Source organism: Aeromonas sp. QDB54 (assembly GCF_027707385.1).
Lineage (GTDB): Bacteria > Pseudomonadota > Gammaproteobacteria > Enterobacterales > Aeromonadaceae > Aeromonas > Aeromonas hydrophila.
Map to the genome: position 1 here is coordinate 53,769 of NZ_JAPCIT010000007.1, position 21,160 is coordinate 74,928.

21 protein-coding genes and 1 riboswitch are annotated in these 21,160 nt (G+C 61.0%); of the genes, 9 read left to right on the plus strand and 12 right to left on the minus strand.

What is annotated here, in order from left to right; all coding sequences use genetic code 11:
- Window positions 1-33: 33 nt before the first annotated feature.
- Window positions 34-687 carry a 3,4-dihydroxy-2-butanone-4-phosphate synthase gene (gene ribB, locus PG881_RS08630; RefSeq protein WP_039215521.1) on the minus strand — a complete coding sequence of 218 codons (654 nt, stop codon included), beginning with the start codon at window positions 685-687 and terminating at the stop codon, window positions 34-36.
- A gap of 102 nt (window positions 688-789) precedes the next feature.
- Window positions 790-947, minus strand: a riboswitch (FMN riboswitch).
- A 198-nt stretch (window positions 948-1,145) separates the two neighbouring features.
- Here ribB and purU point away from each other — a divergent pair.
- A complete protein-coding gene (gene purU, locus PG881_RS08635; RefSeq protein ID WP_011705222.1) occupies window positions 1,146-1,982 on the plus strand; it encodes a formyltetrahydrofolate deformylase in 837 nt (278 codons plus the stop codon).
- Between the two features lie 69 nt (window positions 1,983-2,051).
- On the opposite strand, the gene PG881_RS08640 is transcribed toward purU, so the two are convergent.
- Together PG881_RS08640 and cls are read right to left on the minus strand one after the other, a co-directional pair.
- Complete coding sequence (locus tag PG881_RS08640; RefSeq protein ID WP_016349961.1) at window positions 2,052-3,314, minus strand: DUF945 family protein; 1,263 nt, start codon at window positions 3,312-3,314, stop codon at window positions 2,052-2,054.
- A 95-nt stretch (window positions 3,315-3,409) separates the two neighbouring features.
- Window positions 3,410-4,891: a cardiolipin synthase gene (gene cls, locus PG881_RS08645; protein WP_011705220.1), complete on the minus strand. Its 1,482-nt coding sequence runs from the start codon at window positions 4,889-4,891 to the stop codon at window positions 3,410-3,412.
- 97 nt (window positions 4,892-4,988) lie between these two features.
- Here cls and PG881_RS08650 point away from each other — a divergent pair, with 97 nt between their 5' ends.
- On the plus strand, window positions 4,989-5,531 hold the full coding sequence (locus PG881_RS08650) for a DUF1439 domain-containing protein (protein ID WP_043161222.1): 543 nt from the start codon (window positions 4,989-4,991) through the stop codon (window positions 5,529-5,531).
- A gap of 4 nt (window positions 5,532-5,535) precedes the next feature.
- Here PG881_RS08650 and PG881_RS08655 read toward each other — a convergent pair whose 3' ends face one another.
- Window positions 5,536-6,015 (minus strand): GNAT family N-acetyltransferase, encoded by a 480-nt coding sequence (locus PG881_RS08655; protein WP_011705218.1) that lies wholly within the window; start codon window positions 6,013-6,015, stop codon window positions 5,536-5,538.
- 428 nt (window positions 6,016-6,443) lie between these two features.
- On the opposite strand from PG881_RS08655, the gene PG881_RS08660 reads away from it, so the two are divergent.
- The 3 genes from PG881_RS08660 to PG881_RS08670 all read left to right on the plus strand — a co-directional run bounded on the left by PG881_RS08660 (window position 6,444) and on the right by PG881_RS08670 (window position 10,121).
- The gene (locus PG881_RS08660) at window positions 6,444-7,607 is read left to right on the plus strand and encodes a M23 family metallopeptidase (protein WP_270799338.1); all 1,164 of its coding nucleotides are present in this window, start codon (window positions 6,444-6,446) and stop codon (window positions 7,605-7,607) included.
- Between the two features lie 194 nt (window positions 7,608-7,801).
- Complete coding sequence (locus PG881_RS08665; protein ID WP_270799340.1) at window positions 7,802-9,199, plus strand: alpha-amylase family protein; 1,398 nt, start codon at window positions 7,802-7,804, stop codon at window positions 9,197-9,199.
- A gap of 172 nt (window positions 9,200-9,371) precedes the next feature.
- Window positions 9,372-10,121 (plus strand): lytic transglycosylase domain-containing protein, encoded by a 750-nt coding sequence (locus PG881_RS08670; RefSeq protein ID WP_167297678.1) that lies wholly within the window; start codon window positions 9,372-9,374, stop codon window positions 10,119-10,121.
- Between the two features lie 123 nt (window positions 10,122-10,244).
- Here the strand turns inward: PG881_RS08670 and aqpZ are convergent, their stop codons facing one another.
- The 3 genes from aqpZ to PG881_RS08685 form a co-directional block, all read right to left on the minus strand.
- The gene (aqpZ, locus tag PG881_RS08675) at window positions 10,245-10,931 is read right to left on the minus strand and encodes an aquaporin Z (protein ID WP_011705214.1); all 687 of its coding nucleotides are present in this window, start codon (window positions 10,929-10,931) and stop codon (window positions 10,245-10,247) included.
- A 326-nt stretch (window positions 10,932-11,257) separates the two neighbouring features.
- The gene (gene ruvC, locus PG881_RS08680) at window positions 11,258-11,779 is read right to left on the minus strand and encodes a crossover junction endodeoxyribonuclease RuvC (protein ID WP_005298649.1); all 522 of its coding nucleotides are present in this window, start codon (window positions 11,777-11,779) and stop codon (window positions 11,258-11,260) included.
- 272 nt (window positions 11,780-12,051) lie between these two features.
- A complete protein-coding gene (locus PG881_RS08685; RefSeq protein WP_270799343.1) occupies window positions 12,052-12,978 on the minus strand; it encodes a Gfo/Idh/MocA family protein in 927 nt (308 codons plus the stop codon).
- Between the two features lie 187 nt (window positions 12,979-13,165).
- Here PG881_RS08685 and PG881_RS08690 point away from each other — a divergent pair, with 187 nt between their 5' ends.
- Window positions 13,166-13,699 carry a DinB family protein gene (locus PG881_RS08690; protein ID WP_270799345.1) on the plus strand — a complete coding sequence of 178 codons (534 nt, stop codon included), beginning with the start codon at window positions 13,166-13,168 and terminating at the stop codon, window positions 13,697-13,699.
- Entirely contained in the window at window positions 13,696-14,130 is a 435-nt protein-coding gene (locus PG881_RS08695; protein ID WP_270799346.1) for a hypothetical protein, read from the plus strand. The genes PG881_RS08690 and PG881_RS08695 overlap by 4 nt, the downstream gene beginning before the upstream one ends.
- 54 nt (window positions 14,131-14,184) lie before the next feature.
- Here the strand turns inward: PG881_RS08695 and PG881_RS08700 are convergent, their stop codons facing one another.
- Window positions 14,185-14,667: a hypothetical protein gene (locus PG881_RS08700; protein ID WP_270799348.1), complete on the minus strand. Its 483-nt coding sequence runs from the start codon at window positions 14,665-14,667 to the stop codon at window positions 14,185-14,187.
- Complete coding sequence (locus PG881_RS08705; RefSeq protein ID WP_201880488.1) at window positions 14,664-15,005, minus strand: DUF805 domain-containing protein; 342 nt, start codon at window positions 15,003-15,005, stop codon at window positions 14,664-14,666. Before PG881_RS08705 ends, PG881_RS08700 begins: the two co-directional genes overlap by 4 nt.
- 191 nt (window positions 15,006-15,196) lie before the next feature.
- On the opposite strand from PG881_RS08705, the gene PG881_RS08710 reads away from it, so the two are divergent.
- A complete protein-coding gene (locus tag PG881_RS08710) occupies window positions 15,197-16,237 on the plus strand; it encodes a helix-turn-helix domain-containing protein (RefSeq protein ID WP_270799354.1) in 1,041 nt (346 codons plus the stop codon).
- Window position 16,238: 1 nt separating this feature from the next.
- Here the strand turns inward: PG881_RS08710 and PG881_RS08715 are convergent, their stop codons facing one another.
- Window positions 16,239-16,466 (minus strand): hypothetical protein, encoded by a 228-nt coding sequence (locus tag PG881_RS08715; RefSeq protein WP_135320340.1) that lies wholly within the window; start codon window positions 16,464-16,466, stop codon window positions 16,239-16,241.
- A 413-nt stretch (window positions 16,467-16,879) separates the two neighbouring features.
- Here PG881_RS08715 and PG881_RS08720 point away from each other — a divergent pair, with 413 nt between their 5' ends.
- The gene (locus PG881_RS08720; RefSeq protein WP_270799357.1) at window positions 16,880-18,058 is read left to right on the plus strand and encodes a DUF4062 domain-containing protein; all 1,179 of its coding nucleotides are present in this window, start codon (window positions 16,880-16,882) and stop codon (window positions 18,056-18,058) included.
- Between the two features lie 98 nt (window positions 18,059-18,156).
- Here the strand turns inward: PG881_RS08720 and PG881_RS08725 are convergent, their stop codons facing one another.
- Both PG881_RS08725 and PG881_RS08730 read right to left on the minus strand, forming a co-directional pair.
- The gene (locus PG881_RS08725) at window positions 18,157-20,580 is read right to left on the minus strand and encodes a YgiQ family radical SAM protein (RefSeq protein WP_270799359.1); all 2,424 of its coding nucleotides are present in this window, start codon (window positions 20,578-20,580) and stop codon (window positions 18,157-18,159) included.
- 137 nt (window positions 20,581-20,717) lie between these two features.
- The gene (locus tag PG881_RS08730) at window positions 20,718-21,086 is read right to left on the minus strand and encodes a hypothetical protein (RefSeq protein WP_011705202.1); all 369 of its coding nucleotides are present in this window, start codon (window positions 21,084-21,086) and stop codon (window positions 20,718-20,720) included.
- Window positions 21,087-21,160: the final 74 nt, after the last annotated feature.

A 21,160-nucleotide genomic window follows, 5' to 3' on the forward strand; every position in this document is an offset into this window, starting at 1 on the left:
AAATTTTGGGCTTATTACAATTTCGTATGAGGCTCAGGCTGAACGTTCTGACAGCAATTGACGATATTGCACCAGATCCTCGATGGTCAGCACCGGCATCTGATGCTGACGACCGAATGCCACCAGATCCGGCAGCCGTGCCATGGAGCCATCTTCCTTGGTCAGTTCGCACAACACACCGAACGGTTTGAGTCCTGCCAGCTGCATCAGATCCACAGTGGCTTCGGTGTGGCCGCGACGGGTCAACACCCCGCCGGTGCGGGCCCGCAGCGGGAAAACGTGACCCGGGCGGTGCAGGTCGGACGGTCTGGCACCGTCGGCGATGGCGGCCCGGATGGTGGTGATGCGATCGGCTGCCGACACGCCGGTGGTCACCCCTTGCGCCGCTTCGATGGTCACGGTGAAGGCGGTCTGATAATGGCTGGAGTTGGCCTCCACCATCATCGGCAGTTCGAGCTGGCGTACCCGCTCGTCGTTCAGGCAGAGGCAGACGATGCCGGAACACTCGCGGATCATCATCGCCATCTGTTCGTTGGTCATGGATTCGGCGGCGAAGATGAGATCCCCTTCGTTCTCCCGATCTTCATCGTCGGCCACCAGCACGCCGCGGCCGGCACGCAGAGCTGCCAGCGCCGCTTCGACACGGGCAATGGGATCACCAAATTCACTGAGAAGAGACTGATTCATGGTAAGACTCCTAAACAAGACAAGGACCAGAATCAGGGCATGGAAAGGCAGACAGAGATAGGTATGCAGCGGCCGGCCCATGGGGCTTGCCTGCAATATCTGTCTTATCCTCTTTCATCCGGACTATGACCGTCGGCTCCGGCATCTCACCGGATCTGCTGACCCCGTCCCGGTGCAATACCGGGTCGGGCGCTCGCGGGCTCCCCGAGTCACATCGGGATACCGCCGGTGGGGAATTTCACCCCGCCCTGAGAATAAGCGCAGACAGCGTAAAGAAAAAAAACGCCGGATACCAGCCCAAAACCCATCAAAGATGAATAGCGCACCGCTTGTGGCCGCATTGCATCAGGGCGCACGGCGCACTGTCTTTTCTGATTTTGTTTGTGGCATAGTGCCTGAAAAAACGCGCTGCCTGCGCAGACTCAGGCGCCAACAACACAAACGGAATCATGACAGAGATGGAAAAGAAAATACTGCTGACGGACTGCCCGGACGCCAAGGGCCTCATCGCCAAGATCACCAACATCTGCTACAAGCACCAGCTCAACATCAACAAGAACGACGAGTTCGTGGATCACGAAAACGGCCGCTTCTTCATGCGCACCGAGCTGGAGGGACGCTTCAACGACGAGACCCTGCTGGCCGACCTCGATGATGCCCTGCCCGCCGGTGCCCAGCGCCGCCTGGTCAAGGCCGGCAAGAAGCGCATCGTCATCCTGGTGACCAAGGAGACCCACTGCCTCGGCGACATCCTGATGAAGAACTACGCCGGTGCGCTGGACATGGACATAGTCGCGGTGATCGGCAACTACGACACCCTCGCCGAGTTGACCGGCAAGTTCGACATTCCGTTCCACACCGTCAGCCACGAGGATCTGAGCCGCACCGAGCACGAAGAGCAGGTGCGCGCCATCATCGACGGCTACCAGCCCGACTACGTGGTGCTGGCCAAGTACATGCGGGTGCTGACCCCGAGTTTCGTCGAGGCCTATCCGCGCAAGATCATCAACATCCACCACTCCTTCCTGCCCGCCTTCATCGGTGCCCGCCCCTATCGCCAGGCGTTCGATCGCGGGGTCAAGCTGATCGGCGCCACCGCCCACTTCGTCACCGACGATCTGGATGAGGGCCCCATCGTCGAGCAGGACGTGATCCACGTCGATCACACCTTCAGCGCCGACGACATGGCCAAGGCCGGCCGCGACGTGGAGAAATCGGTGCTGAGCCGGGCACTGGAGCTGGTGCTGAACGAGCGGGTGTTCGTCTACGGCAACAAGACGGTGGTATTCAAGTAATCCCGGCCACTGAAAACAACAAAGGCTCCCGCGGGAGCCTTTGTTTTATGTGCACGAAAGCAACGTCAATCAGAGCGGCAGACCGTTGACGGTCATGGCGCCCTTGTCGAGCTTGAGCTCGGCCGTCAGCTGCTCCTTGTCCGCCTTGAGGTAACCCATGGCCGCGAACTGATCCAGCATGGGCGCCAGCTGCGGCACCGCCTTGCCCAGCTTGCCGCTCAGGTTGGCGTGCAGCAGGCCGGAGAGCGCGTGCATCCCCTCTTCGCTGTTGAACAGCTGCTCGAGCGAGGTGGCCGCCAGCTTGATGTCGCCCTTCATGGCCACCGGTTCGCCATTGAGGTGAGAGCTCAAGTCCACCAGCTCCAGCGTGGCGCCACGCTTGAGCATCTTGTCCAGCGCCTGCTGGATCGCTTCCTCTTCCACGCCCTGGCCGCTGGAGGCCTGCAGCGCCTGATAGCCTTCCAGATCCAGCCCCTTCAGATTGAGGGCCAGCTTGCTCTGGGTCAGCGCCAGGTTGTCGGTCTCGTTCTCCAGATTGAGGGTGTCCACCTTCATCTGGTAGCTGCTGGAGAGGGTCTGGGCATCATCACCCGCCAGCTGGGTTTCGGTGGTCAGCCCCTGCAGGGAGACCTTGACGCTGTCCGGCAGCTGTACCGACAGCGCGGAGAGAGTCATGTCGCTGCGCGGAGAGAGCCAGATCCCGCTGATTTCGGCCATGTCGGCACTGCCCTTGAGCTCGGCCAGCACCATGTCCATCTTGTTCTGCTCTTCGTGCACCGTCATACCCTGCCAGTGGAAGGTAACGTGACCGTTGCCTTCCAGATCGCCGTGATAGTCGCCCTTCATCGGCAGGAAGTTGAACTCGTCGAGCCCCTGCTTGATCTTGAACTCGTTGGCCCAGAAGCGGCTGCTGTTGCTGGCGGTCCACAGGCTGCTGACCGACTCGATGCCGAACTGCCACTGCTCCATCTTGAAGGCGTTGAACACCGGCGCCAGCGAACCTTGCTTGGTGTCGAGCAGCATGTGGCTCTTGATGTAGAGCGGCAGGATGCGGCTGGTGACGATGAACTGCGCCTCGACCGGCTCGCTCCCCTCCAGCTGACCATCCAGGCTGGCCAGGGTCTGCGGGGTGACCACCACCTTCAGCACGCCATCGCGAGCGAACAGGTTGCTCGAGCTCGGCTGCCAGCTCAGTTCGACGCCGCTCTCCTGCTTCACCTTGGCGATCTGCTCGGCCATGATGCGATCGAACGTGTTGCCCGTGTACCAGCAGGCACCCAGCCCACCCACCACCAAGGCCGCCGTGACGGCCAGCGCTACTCGCTTCTTCATCTTCTTCTGTTTCTCCAGGGAGTGATTGCCGCACTCTACGGGGCCAGCTTGGGGCTAGGCAAGCGCAATTCGGCGCCTGCCGCAATTAAGTGATGTCACAACAAGGGGCTGAACAGGTAGAACATGTTCTCCATCACCTTCTTGTACCAGGGACGTGCCCGCCATTTGGCCAGCGACATGGGGGTCGCCTCTATCATGTAGCCCTGCACCAGCTGGGTCATCTCGGCGACGAACACCGGGTTGTCGATGAGCAGGGTCACCTCGAAGTTGAGCCAGAGGCTGCGCCGGTCCAGGTTGACCGTACCCACCAGGGCGAAGTCGTCATCCACCAGCACGCTCTTGGTGTGCAGCAGGCCGGCGTCGTAGCGATAGACCTCCACCCCCGCCTCCAGCAGCTCCTCCATGAAGGCGTTGCAGGCGTAATTGGCCATCAGGGAGTCGTTGCGCGCCGGCAGCACCAGCTGCACCTGCACGCCGCGGGCCGCCGCCGAGGAGAGCGCCGCCGCCAGCGGATCGTCCGGCACGAAGTAAGGCGTGGTCAGCACCAGATGGTGGCGGGCCTGATAGATGGCCAGCAACAGGCTCTGCTGGATGCAGTCGCCGCCGACGAAGGGGCCGGACGGAATGAGCTGGGCCCGGTAGTTGCTCTGGGGCCAGGCCTCCGGCTCGTGTTGCAGGCTGTCGAGCAGCCGCTCGCCGGTCTCCATCTCCCAGTCCCAGACGAAGATGGACCACATCAGCGGCACCATGGGCCCCTGCACCCGGATCATGATGTCGACCCACTGGCCGACCCCGGCGTTCTGCTTGAAGAAGCGGGGATCCACCATGTTCATGGAGCCGGTGTACCCGACCCGGTCATCGATCACCACCAGCTTGCGGTGCATGCGCAGGTCCTGGCGCTGGAACGGGATGCGCCAGGCCCCGACCGGCAGCACCTCCACCAGCTTGACCCCGGCCTTGCGCAGCTTTTTCGGCCAGGACGAGCGGAAGAAGGTCTTGCTGCCCATGGAATCGAGCAGCAAGCGACAATCCACGCCGCGCGCCGCCACTTCCATCAGCGCTTCGCACACCTCGTCGGTGTCGCCGCCCGGGTGCCAGATGTAGAACTCCAGGTAGCAGGACTGGGAGGATTGGCGGATGTCGCGCACTATCTCGCGCAGGATGGCTTCCGGCTTGCTCAGCAGCGTCATCCGGTTGCCGGAGAGCATGGGCATGGCCAATCGGCCCTGGATCAGATCGTGCAGCGGCTGGGCCTTCTCCCCCACCTCGCAGCAGTGCTGGGGGAAGAGCCGGGCCAGCTGGCGGATCCAGATGGCGTAAGGGCGGTACATGGCCTGCGCCCGCTCGGCGCGGCGCCGGCCGAGGCGGATCTCGCCGAACAGCACGTAGAAACCGACCCCGGCAAACGGGATGGCATAGATGAGGGCGAGCCAGGCCAGCGAGACCCCGATGGGGCGCCGCTTCATCACCACCCGAAAGGAGACCCCCGCCACGATCACGGTGTGAAACAGCAGCAGCAACCAGCCGAGGAACTGGGAAAACAGCAGTTGGATGTCGTGCTCCAGACCGTTGATCACGAGAACTCCTTTTACAGACGAGTGAAATGCGGTGGGCAGATCCCGCGAAGCCAGGATGGTATGCTGTAAAACACACCCATTCTATCAGGTCGTTAGCATGATCCTGCAATCTATGCTGCTCAGTCTGGCCATGCTAGGTCAAGGCTCATATGACATCAATGAGCAACAGATAAACCAGTACCTGCAATCCCAGGTGCAAGTGAACAAACAGCTGGAGCTGCCCGGCATCATCAAGGCCCATGTGCAGCTCGAACAGAGCGATGTCCAGATCGGGCGCCAGAGCCCGGACACCGCCCGGGTCTATGGCAAGGGCAAGCTCAAGATCGCCCTGCCGGATCAGAGCGAGTACGACGCACGGCTGAACATGACCTATGAGGCGAGACCGCGCTATGACAAGGCGCAGAGCGCGCTGTTCCTCGACAACATGAAGTTGATTGAATACAAGCTGGAGCCGGAGGCGGCGCAGCAGAAGTTCGGCTTCATGCTCGGCATGCTGCTGCAGAGCATGGAGAAGCGGCTGGAGACCCAGCCGGTCTATCGGCTCAACGACAAGGATCCGAACCAGGCCTGGCTGAAAGAGAATCTGTTGGGGCTGGAGCTGTCACCGGGCAAGATCCATCTGTTGACCAAGCCCCAGTGAGTCGTCAGTTGTAGACCGGGGCCTTGGCCTGGCGCACCAGCAGCTCGATTTGGTAACCCTGTTCGCGCTGCTGGTCATACAGCGAGAAGAGCGGCCCCTCCAGTTCATGCAGGGGCAGGTCGGCGAAGCCGGCCTTGAGGTAGAACGGCTTTTCAAACGGCAAGGCCTGACACACCACCGGCTTGTCTTGCAGATCGTTGCAGGCGTGCTGCAACAGGCGCGAGCCCAGCCCCAGCGACTGGTAGTGGGGCAGCAGACGAAAACCGCACAGGTGGTAGTAATCTTGTTCGTCGCGCAGGCGCACGGCTCCCACCAGCCAGTGGGCGTCGCGTACCACGAAGATCCGCTCGGCCAGATCCGGCACGTAGTGGGAGAAAGTGGTTTCGTAGTAATCCCTGATCAGGGAAAGGTCTGCATCACAGTACTCTTCGAACGTGAGTTCCATCGCCCGCTTGCCTATCACACCCGTTCCATCCATGGCCATTCGGCCCGGTCCTCATACATTGATGTCGGTCGCAGAGATCCGACCAGATTGACGATATCACGGCTTTTAATAACAAAAAAGCCAATAACCACACCGAGTTGCATAATTTTTAACATGCCGTCAGCCGGTCTGGCCAGTGGCGATCCTATCACGGCAAGCCAGTGGCAGACACTGTTTGCGCCTCTTCCCCGCCCTTTACGGCAGCCCGCCATTTCTTGGCCCGCAACTCACTGATTTGGCTCTACAAACCATTTCCGTAAACATTTGTTAACAAACAAATGCCGCTATCCATCCGCATAAAAAGCCCCATTTGAATAGCAACTTTGACATTTACCCCTATGGTGAAGCCTTGGCATAGCCTCGCGCTGTTGTTGCCCGCGTGGGTCCATCCCCACCCCGACACCTCACCACTTTGCCAAGGAGTTATCATGTCCAGACCGATCCCCTCCCTGCTGATGCTGGCCCTGCTTCCCGCCGCCGGCTGGGCCGGCGACATCCATACCCCGCTTGCCCCCTATCACTTTACGGCGCAGCAGCTTGCCGCCAGTCAGACCCCGGCCCTCCCCCTGGATGAGGCCCACTTCGTGTTCGGCGAGGCGGCCATGGCCTTCGATCTGCACGACTTTTTGCTGCAACAGGCGCCCCACCTGTTGCCCAAGGAGGAGGTGATCCTGCACTGGAGCGGCATCACCAGCCTCAACCCCCAGTTGCTGCTGGCCCTGATGGAGGCGAGCAGCCAGCTCATCTCGGCTCCCTCCGAGCAGGCCATGGCTGCGCCGTTCGCCAAGCTGGTCAAGGCCAGGGGCTTTGACAATCAGCTGGAGCTGATGGCGCGCCAGCTCTCCGAGCGCTTCTATCAGGTCCGCGTCCAGCAAAGGCTTATGCAACGCAGCACCCCCACCTTGGTGCCCCAGGCCCCGCACCAGGCCGCTCTCGCCAGCATGCTGAGCACGTCGGTACAGCGCCAGCTCGGTGAGCAGTGGCGGACCCTGTTCGGCCAGGACGCCATGACCTCCCCCAGGGGCGGCGCGGCCGCCCCCGCCGCACCGCTGGCCGGCGGTCAGTTCCAGCTGCCCTGGCGCCAGGGCTACAGCTGGAAGGCCAATGGCGCCCACTCCCACACCGGCTCCGGCTACCCCTACTCCTCCATCGATGTCTCCTACGACTGGCCGGGCTGGGGCGGCGCCACCTACACGGTCACCGCCGCCAACAGCGGCACCGTCACCGTCTTCTCCCGCTGCCAGGTGCGCGTCACCGCCCCCAACGGCTGGGCCACCAACTACTACCACATGAGCGGGATCTCGGTGCGCAGCGGCGACTACGTGGCCGCCGACACCCCCATCGGCACCTATGCCAGCAACCGCAACGAGGCGCTGTGCGAGGGCGGCTCCTCCACCAGCCCGCACCTGCACTTCTCCCTGCTCTACAACGGGGTGTTCCAGTCCCTGCAGGGGCAGCGGCTGAGCAGCTATGCCGTCAACGTCGGCGCCAGCAACTACGACGACAACTGCAACCGCTTCTGGCTCTACAACCAGCGCAATGGCCAGCGCTACTGCGCCTGGCAGCCGCTCTACAACAACGGGGTTGACTGAGCCGAAAAAAGCCCGGTTAAGTGATTGAAAAGTCAGTAATGACGCGGCCTGCGTGGTTTTTTGCAAGCCGTCACAGATCCGCACAGTCCGCTTTGAAAGTGCTCACAAAATCGCCGCCCGGCGATTGCTGGCAAGACAGGCCGGTGTGAGGCTCTGGGTGCCCATCTGGGCACCCAAAACAAGGACTGACAATAATGAAACACACAGCGGGAATCTGGGCGATCGCAGGCATGCTGATCGCGCCTTTGGCACATGCCGACGTCATACTGCACGCCTTCAATTGGAAATACAGTGAAGTCACCGCCAAGGCCGATCTCATCAAGGCCGCCGGCTACAAACAGGTGCTCATCTCGCCGCCCCTCAAGTCATCGGGCAACGAGTGGTGGGCACGCTACCAACCCCAGGATCTGCGCCTCATCGACACCCCCCTTGGCAACAAGCAGGATCTCGAGCAGCTGATCGCCGCCATGCAGGCGCGGGGCATCGCCGTCTATGCGGACGTGGTGCTCAACCACATGGCCAACGAGAGCTGGAAGCGCAGCGATCTCAACTACCCCGGCAGCGAGCTGCTGCAAAGCTATGCCGCCAACCCCGGCTACTTCGAGCGGCAGAAGCTGTTTGGCGATCTGGGCCAGAACTTGCTCGCCGGCCAGGACTTCCACCCGGAAGGGTGCATCAGCGACTGGAACGATCCGGGCAACGTGCAGTACTGGCGGTTGTGCGGCGGCGCGGGCGACAAGGGGCTGCCGGATCTTGACCCCAACAACTGGGTGGTGAGCCAGCAGCAGGCCTACCTCAAGGCGCTCAAGGGGATGGGGATCAAGGGCTTTCGGGTCGATGCGGTCAAGCACATGAGCGATTACCAGATCAACGCCGTGTTCACCCCCGAGATAAAGCAGGGGATGCACGTGTTCGGCGAGGTGATCACCACCGGCGGCGCCGGCAGCAACGATTACGAGCGCTTCCTCAAGCCCTATCTCGACAGCAGCGGTCAGGGGGCCTATGACTTCCCGCTGTTTGCCTCCCTGCGCGGAGCGCTCGGCTATGGCGGCAGCATGAACCAGCTGGCGGATCCGGGGGCCTACGGCCAGGCGCTGCCGGGCAGCCGGGCGGTCACCTTTGCCATCACCCACGACATCCCCACCAACGACGGCTTTCGCTACCAGATCCTGAACCCGACCGACGAGAAGCTGGCCTATGCCTACCTGCTCGGCCGTGACGGCGGCTCGCCGCTGGTCTATTCGGATCACGGCGAAACCCAGGCCAAGGACGGGCTGCGCTGGCAGGATTACTACCTGCGCAGCGACCTCAAGGGAATGATCCGCTTCCACAACGCGGTGCAGGGCCAGCCCATGCAGCTGGTCGGCAGCGGCGACTGCTTCGTGCTGTTCAAGCGCGGCAAGCAGGGGCTGGTCGGCATCAACAAGTGCGACTACGAGCAGGAGTACTGGCTCGATACCGCCAAGTTCGAGATGAACTGGTATCGCAACTACCGGGACCTGCTCGACCAAAGCGCCGTGGTCAACGTGCAGAGCCAGTGGGTGCGGGTCGCCATTCCCGCCCGCAGCGCCCGCCTCTGGCTGCAGGAGTAAACCGGCCACTGCCGCGCGAGGCCGCCACTGGGCGGCCTCTTTATTTGCTCTGCTGCCGCTATTTTCTCGGCCGAGAGCACGGGTCGGTCAGGGCGGGCTTGTTCTGCCCGCGCCGTGATGCTTTACTCAACAAGGCTAACGAGGCTGAAGGAGCAAGCCGTTGAAAGCATGGATGTTGATGGGATTGATCCCGCTGTTTTCCGCACCCGGCTGGAGCCAGACACCCGCCCCGGCCGAGGTGGTGATCCTCACTGCCGAGCCGCCGGCACCGCCGCCCGCGGCGCCCCCCGTCACCATGCACACCCCGGGCGTGCTGCCGCCCCCCGAGCCGGCCAGCCCTCCGCTGCCGCCCGGCACCCGCCAGATCCAGGTCTACAAGTCGGTGCAGAAAAACGGCGTGGTGCGCTACTCCGACATGATGCCGGAGCAGGGTCACTACGAGCTGCTGCTGTTCAACGACTGCTACGCCTGCGACCCCGACTCCAAGGTCAACTGGCACACTACCGGCCTGTTTCTCTATGACTACGCCAGCACCATCCAGGCGGCGGCCAAGGCCTATCAGGTGGAGCCGGCCCTCATCCGGGCACTGATCCACGCCGAGTCCGCCTTCAACCCGCTGGCTGTGTCCCGCAAAGGGGCCATGGGGCTGACCCAGCTGATGCCTGCCACGGCGCGGGAGCTGGGAGTGGGCAACGCCCTGCTGGCGGAGCAGAACATCTTCGGCGGGGTGAAATACCTGGCGGGGCTGCTCAAGCAGTATGGCGGCAACGTGGCACTGGCCACCGCCGCCTATAACGCCGGTGCCGGCGCGGTGCAAAAGCATGGGGGCATTCCCCCTTATGCTGAGACTCGCGCCTACGTAGAGCGGGTGCAGCTGCTGCGCCAGCGCTACAAGGACATGCTGAGCGCCAAGGGGTTGTAGCCCCTCCCCTCTTGCCAACGACCAAACAACCCTGCGGGCCCTTGTGGCCCGTTTTCGTGCCCGCCAGAAACGAAAAAACACGCCCGGGGGCGTGTCGATACCACACTTTGTTGCCCTGACGGATCAGGCTTTGGTCGCGATCGCGCGATAGGCCAATGCACCCAGAATGGCACCGACGATGGGCGCAACCCAGAACAGCCACAGCTGACCCAGTGCCCAGTCCCCTACGAAGAAGGCCACGCCCGTACTGCGCGCCGGGTTGACCGAGGTGTTGGTCACCGGAATGCTGATGAGGTGAATGAGGGTCAGGCACAGGCCGATGGCGATGGGAGCAAAGCCGGCCGGGGCCCGGCTGTCGGTGGCGCCCATGATGACGAACAGGAAGAAACCGGTCATCACCACTTCACACACCAGCGCCGCCAGCATGCTGTAGCCGCCCGGGGAGTGCTCGCCATAGCCGTTGGAGGCAAAGCCCGCCGCCAGATCGAAACCGGCCTGACCGCTGGCAATCACATAGAGCACCGCCGCTGCCGCAATCCCGCCCAATACCTGAGCGACCATGTAGGGCAGCACGCCGGAAGCCGGGAAACGACCACCGGCCCAGAGCCCGATGGTCACGGCCGGGTTCAGGTGACAGCCAGAGATATGGCCGATGGCGTAAGCCATGGTCAGCACGGTCAGACCGAACGCCAGTGCCACGCCGAGCAGGCCGATGCCGACGTTCGGAAAGGCGGCGGCCAGCACGGCGCTGCCGCAGCCCCCCAGCACCAGCCAGAAGGTGCCCATGAATTCAGCTGCAAAAGGTTTCACTTCTCAACTCTCCCAATGATGGATGAAGCGGGAGCCTGCGGCTCACCGGGCCGCACCACGCGACCGGCGCACATTATGGGAGTCCCGATCGGGCAAGCGAAGGGAAGCGATAAAGGTCTAAAAACGTGACTTACGTCACAAGTTGTTGATTAACTGAGAAGATTGTCGGTAGTACCCAGGAGGGCAGCAGCATGAGGCGGAAAGGCAGTGCGACAGCTTGTGACTCTGTTGAGGCTTTTGCCGACAGTCGCCGCTGTCAGAGGAGGCAACCAGCCGGCACAGGGCCGGTTGCCTGAGATTGCCGGTATCAGACCGGCAATATCGGCTCAGCGGTAACGGCCGCGCACCGATCCCGTACTGCGCCCGGCCATCTTGATCAGGATCTGGCGGGTATGGAAGTGGCAGAGCGCCACCCCGAGGGCATCCGCCGCATCCGCCTGGGGGGTGGCCGAGAGCTTGAGCAGGTGAGTCACCATGTGCTGCACCTGCTCCTTGGCGGCGCCGCCGGTACCCACCACCGCCTGCTTGATCTGGGTGGCCGAGTATTCGCTCACCGGCAGCAGGGCATTGACTGCCGCCACGATGGCGCTGCCGCGAGCCTGACCCAGCTTCAAGGCAGAGTCGGCGTTGCGCGCCATAAAGACCCGCTCGATGGCAAACTCGTCCGGCTTGAACTGGGTGATGATCTCGCTCACTCCGTCATAGACCTGCTTGAGGCGTGACGGCAGCTCGCCCAGATCGGTGCGGATGCAGCCCGAGCCCAGGTACTCCGCCTTGCCCGCCACGATGCGAATGACCCCGTAACCTGTGATGCGCGAACCCGGGTCTATCCCCAAAATGATGCTCATGGACGGGCCACCCTGGCCATCATGGCGGGGATCCGCTCCCGTTTGGCAAGGGCGGTCAGCCGGCCACCCCGTTTCAATAGCTGGTTCATCACACTCTGTCGCTCTGCTGGCAGTTCATGGCCGCCAAGATAGCAAACAAGCGCCCGCTTGGCTTGCGCGGCAGCGCCCCCGCCAATCAACTGCGCAGGGATGCGCCATCTCATACAGTGGTCCGGCGATTTTTTCGCCCGCAGCCCGCCGATGACTTGGGCAAACCGGCGCGGCGCTCACCCTCACTCCCCCGCCAGGGTGACCAGTTGCTCTGCCAGCCGGTGGCCGTGCAGGTAACTCTCAATCAGCGCCCCGTCCGCCCGCCCCGCCTCAATCTGCTGATACCAGTGGGCCAGCATGGCGGCAAAGCCCCGTTGGGTAAGCACCGGCTGCCAGTCGTCCGGCGCCAGGGTCTGCACGGTTTTATCGCGGGCCAGAGTGCCCCGGGTGCAGTTTTCGATATGCAGGGAGAGGTTGTCGCCATAGGCATCGATGCGCTCCTCGGTGAGGCCGGCGCTGCGGTTCATGCTGCCGCTCACCGCCACCTGCCCGCTCTGCCAGGCCACGCTCACCCCGGCCAGCAGCTCAGGTTGACGGGCACAGCGCCGCAGTACCGCATGGACCTCCCCATCTGGCACGCCGCCGTAGTAGCAGAGGCTGTCGAGCACATGGATAAAGTCGTCGAACAGAAACGAGCGCGGCGCCCCTGGCAGGGCGTGGCGGTGTTTTTGCCAGTTGAGCTCGGTAAGCGGCTGATTATCTGCAAGCGGCAGCGCCCGGGCCGCGCTCATGGCGGGCAGATAGCGGCGATTGAAGCCGACAAACAGCGGACGGTTCTGCGCCAGCGCCAGATTGGCAAGCTCCTCTACCCCGGCAAGAGTGTCGCACAGCGGCTTGTCGACAAAGGTGGGGATGCCGGCGCGCAGGCACTGGGCGGCCAGCTCAAGGTGCACCGCGGTGGCGGCGTGGATCATCACCGCATCCGGGCCGCTTGCCAGCAAGTCGCCCAGCTCGGTGAAGCACTCGGCGATCCGGTACTGGCGGGCCAGCTTAGCCAATACCGCTGGATTGCGGGTACAGAGCAGCGGGGTGACTCGCTCGTCACTGGCAAGCAGCGGCAGATAGGCTTTCTGGGCGATATCACCAAGACCTACGAGGGCAATGCGCATGGGGACTCCTTGTGGCGGCGGGTTATGGGCGCCGTTTTATCCGGCAACGGCTGACAGGGTAGCATCCCCACCGACCCGGACACAGCCGGTGGCTGGCCTCCCCCCGCCCTCTGCCCGGGGAGTGTCATTTTTGGCTCCATCTGGCTAAGATGCCCGCTTTTGGACATAAGACGCGCCAAGGAGTGCCATGCCAAGCTCAACCCTGCTCTCGCTGTTTCGCTACAAGGCCTGGGCCGATGGCGAACTGCTGGATGCCCTCGCCACCCTGGATGCCGCGCAAGATGGCGAGGCGCACCACACGGCCCTGCGCATCTTCAACCATATCCATATGGTCGATGCCATCTTCAAGGCCAATCTGCTGGGGGAACGCCACGACTTTACCGCCACCAATACCCCGGAGACGCCGACTCTGGCGATGTTGCGCAGCGCCATCGGCAAGCTGGATGCCTGGTATCTGGATTACGTCGCCGGCCTGAGCCAGGCAGATGGCGAGGCCGTGCTCTCGTTCAACTTCGTGGATGGCGACAGGGGGCAGATGAGCCGCGCCGAGATGCTGTTGCACCTGGTGACCCACGGCGGCTATCACAGGGGGGCGATCGGGCGGATTCTGGTGCAGTGCGGCATCACGCCGCCGCGCGATACCCTGACCACCTTTTTGCATCGCAGCGAACCCGGGCGGCGCGGCGATGCCCCTCTGGCGGATGATGGAGCCCGTCCATGAAACGCGCCTGTTTGCGGTTCACACCGCTGCTGCTGATTGGGTTGCTAAGCGGCTGCGCCGCCGCCATCGACCACTACTCGGGGCGCTTTCGCAGCACCCTGGCCGCGGGGCAGACCCGCGAAACCATTCGCGCCGAACTGGGCAAGCCCCAGCTCTGCCAGCAGGCCACCTTTCTGACCGAGGATAAAGTGCAGGGCTGCGATCGCTTTACCGTGCTAGGCAAGATCCACAAGCGCGCTGACGGCAATGGCCAGGCCACGGCGAGCGCCGTGACCATGGGGCTGGGGGAGCTGATCCTGATACCCATGACGGTGGCCAGCGTGGCGGCGGACTACACCGAGCAGCACACCCTCACCGTCTATTACGATCGGGACGATCACTATCTCTTTCACACCCTGCTCAATGCCAAGGGGCAGGAAGTGTGGCAGTAGGCACACCGGCCAGTGGACCTTCCTTGGCCGGCGCATCCTTCCGACGAGGAGACCTTACTGACAGCGCAGCACCGGTTTGTCTTCCAGCAACCAGGCTATCCAGCGCCGCCGCGAGTTCAGCACAAACCCTTCGTCTGCCGCGATCCCGCTGACGATATAGCCGTCGGCCGCGGGGTCAGCTGCCTCGCGGGAGAAGGTGAAGTCGCTGCTGTTCACCCGCTCCCCCTTGCTGAGCGCCGCATCGAGCCGCGGCGTCATGACGACGATGGCCAGCCCTGCGGTGGAGTCGATGCCAAGGCCGCTGCTCGCCACCTTGCCGACCGCCACCGGCACCCGGATGGCGCAGTGACGCCCCTCGGCATCAGTGGTGGTATAGGTTCCCTCCCCCACCCGCCCTTGCATCCACAGCAGCTCGCCACGGATCAGGCTGTCGACCTGCAGCAGGCCCAGCGCCCCCTTGGGAAAATCGTGGGGATTGTTGACGGCAGCCACCGTCAGCGAGCAGCACAGCATAAACAACCAGAGTGCGTGTCTCATGCCGATGCCTCCTTGCCAACATGGGTTGCCCCGCTTTGCTGCGCCAGCAAATAGATAAGCAGCAAGGGCCCCACGGCCGGCACCAGAAACACCCAGCCCCACCAACCGGAGCGGCCGGTGTCGTGCAAGCGACGCACGATCAGCGCAATCAGGGGCACGCTGCTCACCAGGCCGTAGCTCAGATCCAGCCAGCCCAGGTTGGCAAGCAGCACGTCCAGCCAGATGCAGATCAGGGTGATCAGCAGATGGCCCAACATGAACCACCCACACTCGGCCCGGGTGGCGCGACCCGAAAAATCCAGGGCGCGTTGCCACCCCAGCCAGTAGAAAGAGAACATGGATACCTGCCTGTTATGGTGATTGAGAGCCCTTATCATGGGGAGCAAAGCGCCCCCCGGCGTCCTCAAACCGGTTTCAGGTCGTCCTCGAACCGCGCCCGCGCCATCATGGGCTTCATTCGCCTGACCCAAGCCGTTATGCTGGCATGCCGCCGCCGGTCAACGGCCACTCTTTGCACACGGGATACATGATGCTGGCCATACCCATACCCTTTATCGTCTCCTTGCTGCTGGCTCTGCTGGCCGCCGTGCTGCTGGCGCGCCTCGGCAGGGCAGCCAGAACGACCGCCCTCTTTTTGCTGCTGTGCGCCATCACCACCGGCGTGGTGGGGCTGCGCTGGACCTTCGATCTGGCGCTGCTCAGTCTCGCGCAGCCGATCCTCGCCTCACTTATTCCGGTGGCCGCCTGGCATATCTTCAGCCGGGCCAAAACGCCAGGGGCCCGCGTCTCCTGGCTGCACGGCGTCGGCCCTGCGCTGATTGCCCTCGGCATGCTGACCCACAACTGGCTGCCACTGCCGCTGGATGGCCTGCTGACCGCCATCTATCTCTGCTACGGCATCGCGCTGGTGCGCTTTTCCGATAAGACGCAGCTGCTGCTCTATGTCTCATTCAATGAGTGGGAGGGGGTCAGGCGAGCGGAACATATCGCGGGCTGGATGCTGCTGTTTTCGGCGGCCATCGATGCAGCCGTCTCCCTCGACTTCGCCTTCAATCAAGGCCAGCTGGCGCCCTATATCCTGTCGCTGGGTCACCTGATGCTGGTGCCCATGCTGGCGGCGGCCGTGGTGATGGTAGGGGTCAATACCCCTGACGCAGAAGAGGAGGAGATGCCAGCCTCCGTTCCCGAGCCTGCTGAGAAAGCGCCGCTGCTGAACGAAGATCGCGCCCGGGAGATAGTGGCACTGCTCGATAACCTGATGAAAGAGAAAGCCTGCTATCTGGATCCTGAGCTGACCCTGGCCCGTCTCTCACGCAAACTGGGCATTCCCGCCAAGCAGATCTCCAGTGCCGTCAATCTGGTGCGCCAGCAGAGCATCCCCAGGGTCATCAACGAATATCGGATTGCCCATGCCAGGCAGGCCCTGCTGAACACGGATGAGAGCATCACCCAGATATTGATGAGCGCCGGTTTTCAGACCAAATCCAATTTCAATCGCGAGTTTCAACGCATCACCGGCCTGACTCCCAGCCAGTTCAGAGCAACGCGCGACCTGTCGGCCGCCTCCTAAATCAGTCGCCGGCTCTCGTTTGCTCCCGGCAATCCAGCCACTTGCCCATCCTAGCCCCCAGCTCGGAGCAGGCCAGCGCCGTCACGGCGGCCCAGAGCATCTGGTTGCCATCAAAGCCCGCCTGCTTTTCAAACAGCAGGGGCACCATAAGGTTGAAGCCGATGATCCCCAGTACCAGCCCGAGCCCGCTGCCCACCTTCTCCCTGCGGGATCGCATCTTTAACGTCATCTGATTGCTCCTGTTGAGATAAGATAGGGGACACACATCACCCCTGCAGACATCCCCGGCAAGATAACAAAGCCTCCCACAATGGGGACAGTCATCTTTTTAGGGGATGAAAATAGCTACATATACCCTTTCAAATCCATTTGCTGATCCAGTTCAAAAAACGATGAGATGCTGATGGTTGCATTATTTAAAGGCTAGCCTAGCCAGTTTCATTTGGCTTACCATGTCCATCCAGAGCCTGTTGAACTGCGATGGGTGACAGCCCTCACCGGTCAATGGAGCATTTTGAAATCTGTCATCCACGGGCGGTAGCGTGGGTTTTGGTGGTCTTACGCCTCACACAGAAAGGTGGGTGCCCCAGATTTTCGATAAAATTCATCCTTATATAATATTAAAAAATTAAAGGAGTACCTGTGCCAAGCCCTAAAGTATTTGTGTCATCAACTTGCTATGATCTTGGTATGGCAAGGGAGCAACTTCGATCATTTCTATTAAAAATAGGCTATGAACCAGTCTTAAGTGAATATTCAGATATTCTATATGATCCCAGAACACATACTCACACCAGCTGTATACAAGAAGTACCCAATGCTGATATCGTTGTCGTACTTATCGGCTCTCGCTTTGGAGGAAAAGCTATCCCTGACGCGTTGTCGAATATAGATTTAGAAAATCTAATTAAATCCAGCTTTGACGTAACTGTTTTAAAAGAACCAGAAAAACTATCAATCACACAATTAGAAGTATTGAAGGCCATAGATTCTGGCGTTCCTGTATTTGCCTTTGTTGATGAAAAAGTTATGCATGACCACTATGTATACCAAAAAAACAAAGAGCTTGTAGATAAGATAAAATTTCCGTCTATTGATAAACCTGAAACAGCTAAATATATATTCGAATTCATTACATTCTTATCACATAGAAATAAAGGAAATAGTGTCATTCCATTTGGTAAAATTGAAGACATTGAGAATCATCTAAAAAAACAATGGGGCTCTCTTTTTCAACGTCTCCTTCGAGAGCAACGGCAGCAAGATATTGAGACCAGAAAGGTCTTTACTATTAGCGAGCAAATAGAAGAGCTTAAGGCTGCAATGATTTCAACAATTGGCAACGCTCAGAATAGAGATGTAGCTCGTGGAGTTATTAGATTCAGACGCCTATCAGATTTTCTGTCCGGGATTACATTTCCTGACTTCGATATTGTCATGGAAGGGGAGATGAAATTTGAGGAACTACTGCATTACGCTGGAATTATTGAAGTAAGAGAAATACCAGAGCCAAGAAATTCACTTGGCAGAACAGCCTTGGTGAAGGCTGATGGAACTTACTATGAGTTAAGATTTAATATCGACTTTATAAACGCTCTAAATATTGATTGGGCTAGTTTTATTACTTTAACCCCAGATGTGCGCCGTATAATATTTGAGGCAATATCAGAAATGGGACGAATGGGTCCAGGCATTGTTAGATATAGAAATATAAACTTTAGCGAATTTTTTAACGAATACTTAGAACATGATAATAATAAATCTATGTCGCTAGAGGATTTATTAAAGGATAGTCCTGTTGATGAACTATCAGAAAGCTAGTTCTATGTTGCCGTAATAATTTAAATATCAAATATAATATAAATAAAAGGCGACCATCCGGTCGCCTTTTATTTCTGTCGCTTTCCAATCAGGAAATATTACCGCGCCGGTCGCTTGGCGCCATTTCCTTTGGCCGCAGGCTTGCCGCCTAGAGTGGCGGGTTTGGCGCCCGGCTTGGCAGTGCCTGCGCGGCTCGGGGCCTTGCCTTTGTGAGCGGGTTTCCCCTGCCCTGCCGGTTTACCCTGACCAGTGCCCTGCCCTACGCCCTGTGCAGCAGACTTGCCGTTGCCCGAGCCTTTCTGGAGCTGAGAACCCACCGGTTTGCCATTACCGGCCTTGCCGCCATTTCTGCTGGCTGCCGGGGCATTGGCTGCACCGGCCTCGCTGCGGGCGGCCTTGTTGCCCGCCCCGTTGCTGCGCTGATGAGTGATGGCACTGTGGCGGGTCAGCGCGGGCTTGAGGCCCTTGCTGCGGCTGCGCTCGGCTTTGGCTTCGCCACGGCCTTCCGGCGGCACCAGGCAGTCGGGGCCGTTGCCGATCAGGTGACCCTTGCCCATCTCCAGCAGGGCTTCGCGGATCATCGGCCAGCCGGCCGGATCGTGGTAGCGCAGCAGCGCCTTGTGCAGGCGACGGCGACGCTCCCCTTTCACCACGAACACGTCCCCGCCCTGGCGGCTCACCTTGTTGAGCGGGTTTTTCTCGGTGTAATACATGGTGGTGGCGTTGGCGAGCGGCGACGGGTAGAAGTTCTGCACCTGATCGAGCTTGAAGCGGTTGGACTTGATCCAGAGCGCCATGTTCACCATGTCTTCATCCGTGGTGCCCGGGTGGGCGGAGATGAAGTAGGGGATCAGGTACTGCTGCTTGCCTGCCTCTTTGGAATACTTGTCAAACAGCTCCTTGAAGCTGTAGTAGCTGCCCATGCCCGGCTTCATCATCTTGGAGAGCGGGCCCTCTTCGGTGTGTTCCGGCGCGATCTTGAGGTAGCCGCCGACGTGGTACTTGGCCAGCTCCTTGATGTAGCGCGGATCTTCCACCGCGATGTCGTAGCGCACGCCGGAGGCGATCAGGATCTTCTTGATGCCCTTGAGATCGCGCGCCTTGCGGTAGAGGTTGATGGTCGGGCTGTGGTCGGTGTCCATGTGTGGGCAGATGGTCGGCCAGACGCAGGAGGCGCGCCGGCAGGTCTGCTCGGCCTTGGGGCTCTTGCAGCGCAACTTGTACATGTTGGCGGTGGGGCCGCCCAGATCCGAGATGACGCCGGTAAAGCCCGGCACCTTGTCGCGGATCTCTTCGATTTCTTTCAAGATCGACTCTTCCGAGCGGCTCTGGATGATGCGTCCCTCGTGCTCGGTGATGGAGCAGAAGGAACAACCGCCGAAGCAGCCGCGCATGATGTTGACCGAGGTCTTGATCATGTCGTAGGCCGGGATCTTCGCGTTGCCATAGGCCGGGTGCGGCACCCGCTGGTAAGGCAGGCCGAACACCCCGTCCATCTCGTCTGTTTCGAGCGGGAAGGCGGGCGGGTTGACCCAAATAATGCGATCGCCGTGGGCCTGGGAGAGGGCGCGGGCGCAGCCGGGGTTGGTCTCATGGTGCAGGATGCGCGAGGCATGGGCGTAGAGCACCTTGTCCTCTTTGACCCGCTCGAACGCCGGCAGCTTGACGTAGGTCAGCTCCCATGGCTTTTGCTTAGGGGGTTGTACCAGGATGGGCTTGGCCTCCTGCTCCACCGGCGCGGTACCTTCGTCGTCCGCGCAGGGCGCCCCTTCCATATAGGGGTTGGGGATGGGATCGATGCGGCCAATCTGGTCGAGCTTGCTCGAATCCACCCCGCGCCAGCCCGGCAGCGGCTCCTTGCGGATGACCGCAGTGCCGCGAATGTCCTGCATGGTGTTGATGGTTTCGCCGCCAGCGATGCGGTGGGCCACCTCGATCAGCGGCCGCTCGGCGTTGCCATAGATGAGGATATCGGCCTTGGCATCGATCAGGATGGAGCGACGGATGGTCTCGGACCAGTAGTCGTAATGGGCGATGCGGCGCAGGGATGCCTCTATGCCGCCGATGACCACCGGCACCTCTTTATAGGCCTCTTTACAGCGCTGGGTATAGACCAGGGTGGCGCGGTCCGGCCGCTTGCCGCCCACGTCCCCCGGGGTGTAGGCGTCGTCGTGGCGCAGCTTCTTGTCGGCGGTGTAGCGGTTGATCATGGAGTCCATGTTGCCCGCGGTCACCCCGTAGAAGAGGTTGGGCTTGCCCAGGCGCATGAAGTCATCTTTCGATGACCAGTCCGGCTGGGCGATGATGCCGACCCGAAAGCCCTGGGATTCGAGCATGCGGCCGATCACCGCCATGCCGAAGCTCGGGTGATCCACGTAGGCGTCGCCTGTCACCAGCACGATGTCGCAGCTGTCCCAGCCGAGCTTGTCCATCTCCGCGCGGGACATGGGCAGGAAGGGCGCCGTGCCGTAGCACTCGGCCCAGTAACGGGGATAGGAGAAGAGGTTGGTAACCGGCTGCATTTTGACCACCTGGAACAATTCGGGTCGCGCATTATACCGGCAGAGCAAGGCGGGGGCGACGGCTTTTTGCCCCTACGATAGATGCGGAAAAGGCGAGCCAGCGGGGCTCGCCTGAAAAGTGCGGGTCAATTGTTGGCTCAGGCCAGGACGCGGGCCAGCACGATGCGGTTGTAGTGACGCTGCAGCAGCTGATAGCCACCCAGCAGGCACCAGACCAAAGCGGGCGCCAGGAACACCGGGTGGGTGGCGAGGCGCAGCATCAGCAGGCCCAGCAGGATCAGCGCGAACGGCCGGCTCTCGTAGAGCCACAGCGGCCAGCCCTGCTTTCGCAGCTGCTGCTTGTCGGGCCGGCGATAGGCCCCGCGTCGAAACCAGGCCAGCGAACCGGCCAGATAGAATGCCAACCCGGCCAGCAACAGCCCCGGCTGATCGGCAATCCCCAACAACAGCAAACCGCTGCCCATATAGGCAAAGGGCAGCGGTTCATAAATGGCTGATGGCAACATATGTTCACCTCAACGTTAAACTGGCTACATATTAACCTGCTCACCCGAGGATGCCATCAGCTTGCGTTGCTTTC

Coding starts and splice junctions, on each gene's coding strand:
- PG881_RS08725 (WP_270799359.1), bottom strand. CDS start 20,580: ATGCAGCCGGTTACCAACCTCTTCTCCTATCCCCGTTACTGGGCCGAG.
- PG881_RS08665 (WP_270799340.1), top strand. CDS start 7,802: ATGAAACACACAGCGGGAATCTGGGCGATCGCAGGCATGCTGATCGCG.
- PG881_RS08685 (WP_270799343.1), bottom strand. CDS start 12,978: ATGCGCATTGCCCTCGTAGGTCTTGGTGATATCGCCCAGAAAGCCTAT.
- PG881_RS08695 (WP_270799346.1), top strand. CDS start 13,696: ATGAAACGCGCCTGTTTGCGGTTCACACCGCTGCTGCTGATTGGGTTG.
- PG881_RS08710 (WP_270799354.1), top strand. CDS start 15,197: ATGCTGGCCATACCCATACCCTTTATCGTCTCCTTGCTGCTGGCTCTG.
- PG881_RS08640 (WP_016349961.1), bottom strand. CDS start 3,314: ATGAAGAAGCGAGTAGCGCTGGCCGTCACGGCGGCCTTGGTGGTGGGT.
- PG881_RS08690 (WP_270799345.1), top strand. CDS start 13,166: ATGCCAAGCTCAACCCTGCTCTCGCTGTTTCGCTACAAGGCCTGGGCC.
- PG881_RS08660 (WP_270799338.1), top strand. CDS start 6,444: ATGTCCAGACCGATCCCCTCCCTGCTGATGCTGGCCCTGCTTCCCGCC.
- PG881_RS08730 (WP_011705202.1), bottom strand. CDS start 21,086: ATGTTGCCATCAGCCATTTATGAACCGCTGCCCTTTGCCTATATGGGC.
- PG881_RS08700 (WP_270799348.1), bottom strand. CDS start 14,667: ATGAGACACGCACTCTGGTTGTTTATGCTGTGCTGCTCGCTGACGGTG.
- PG881_RS08705 (WP_201880488.1), bottom strand. CDS start 15,005: ATGTTCTCTTTCTACTGGCTGGGGTGGCAACGCGCCCTGGATTTTTCG.
- PG881_RS08670 (WP_167297678.1), top strand. CDS start 9,372: ATGTTGATGGGATTGATCCCGCTGTTTTCCGCACCCGGCTGGAGCCAG.
- PG881_RS08655 (WP_011705218.1), bottom strand. CDS start 6,015: ATGGCCATGGATGGAACGGGTGTGATAGGCAAGCGGGCGATGGAACTC.
- ribB (WP_039215521.1), bottom strand. CDS start 687: ATGAATCAGTCTCTTCTCAGTGAATTTGGTGATCCCATTGCCCGTGTC.
- ruvC (WP_005298649.1), bottom strand. CDS start 11,779: ATGAGCATCATTTTGGGGATAGACCCGGGTTCGCGCATCACAGGTTAC.
- PG881_RS08715 (WP_135320340.1), bottom strand. CDS start 16,466: ATGACGTTAAAGATGCGATCCCGCAGGGAGAAGGTGGGCAGCGGGCTC.
- PG881_RS08650 (WP_043161222.1), top strand. CDS start 4,989: ATGATCCTGCAATCTATGCTGCTCAGTCTGGCCATGCTAGGTCAAGGC.
- purU (WP_011705222.1), top strand. CDS start 1,146: ATGGAAAAGAAAATACTGCTGACGGACTGCCCGGACGCCAAGGGCCTC.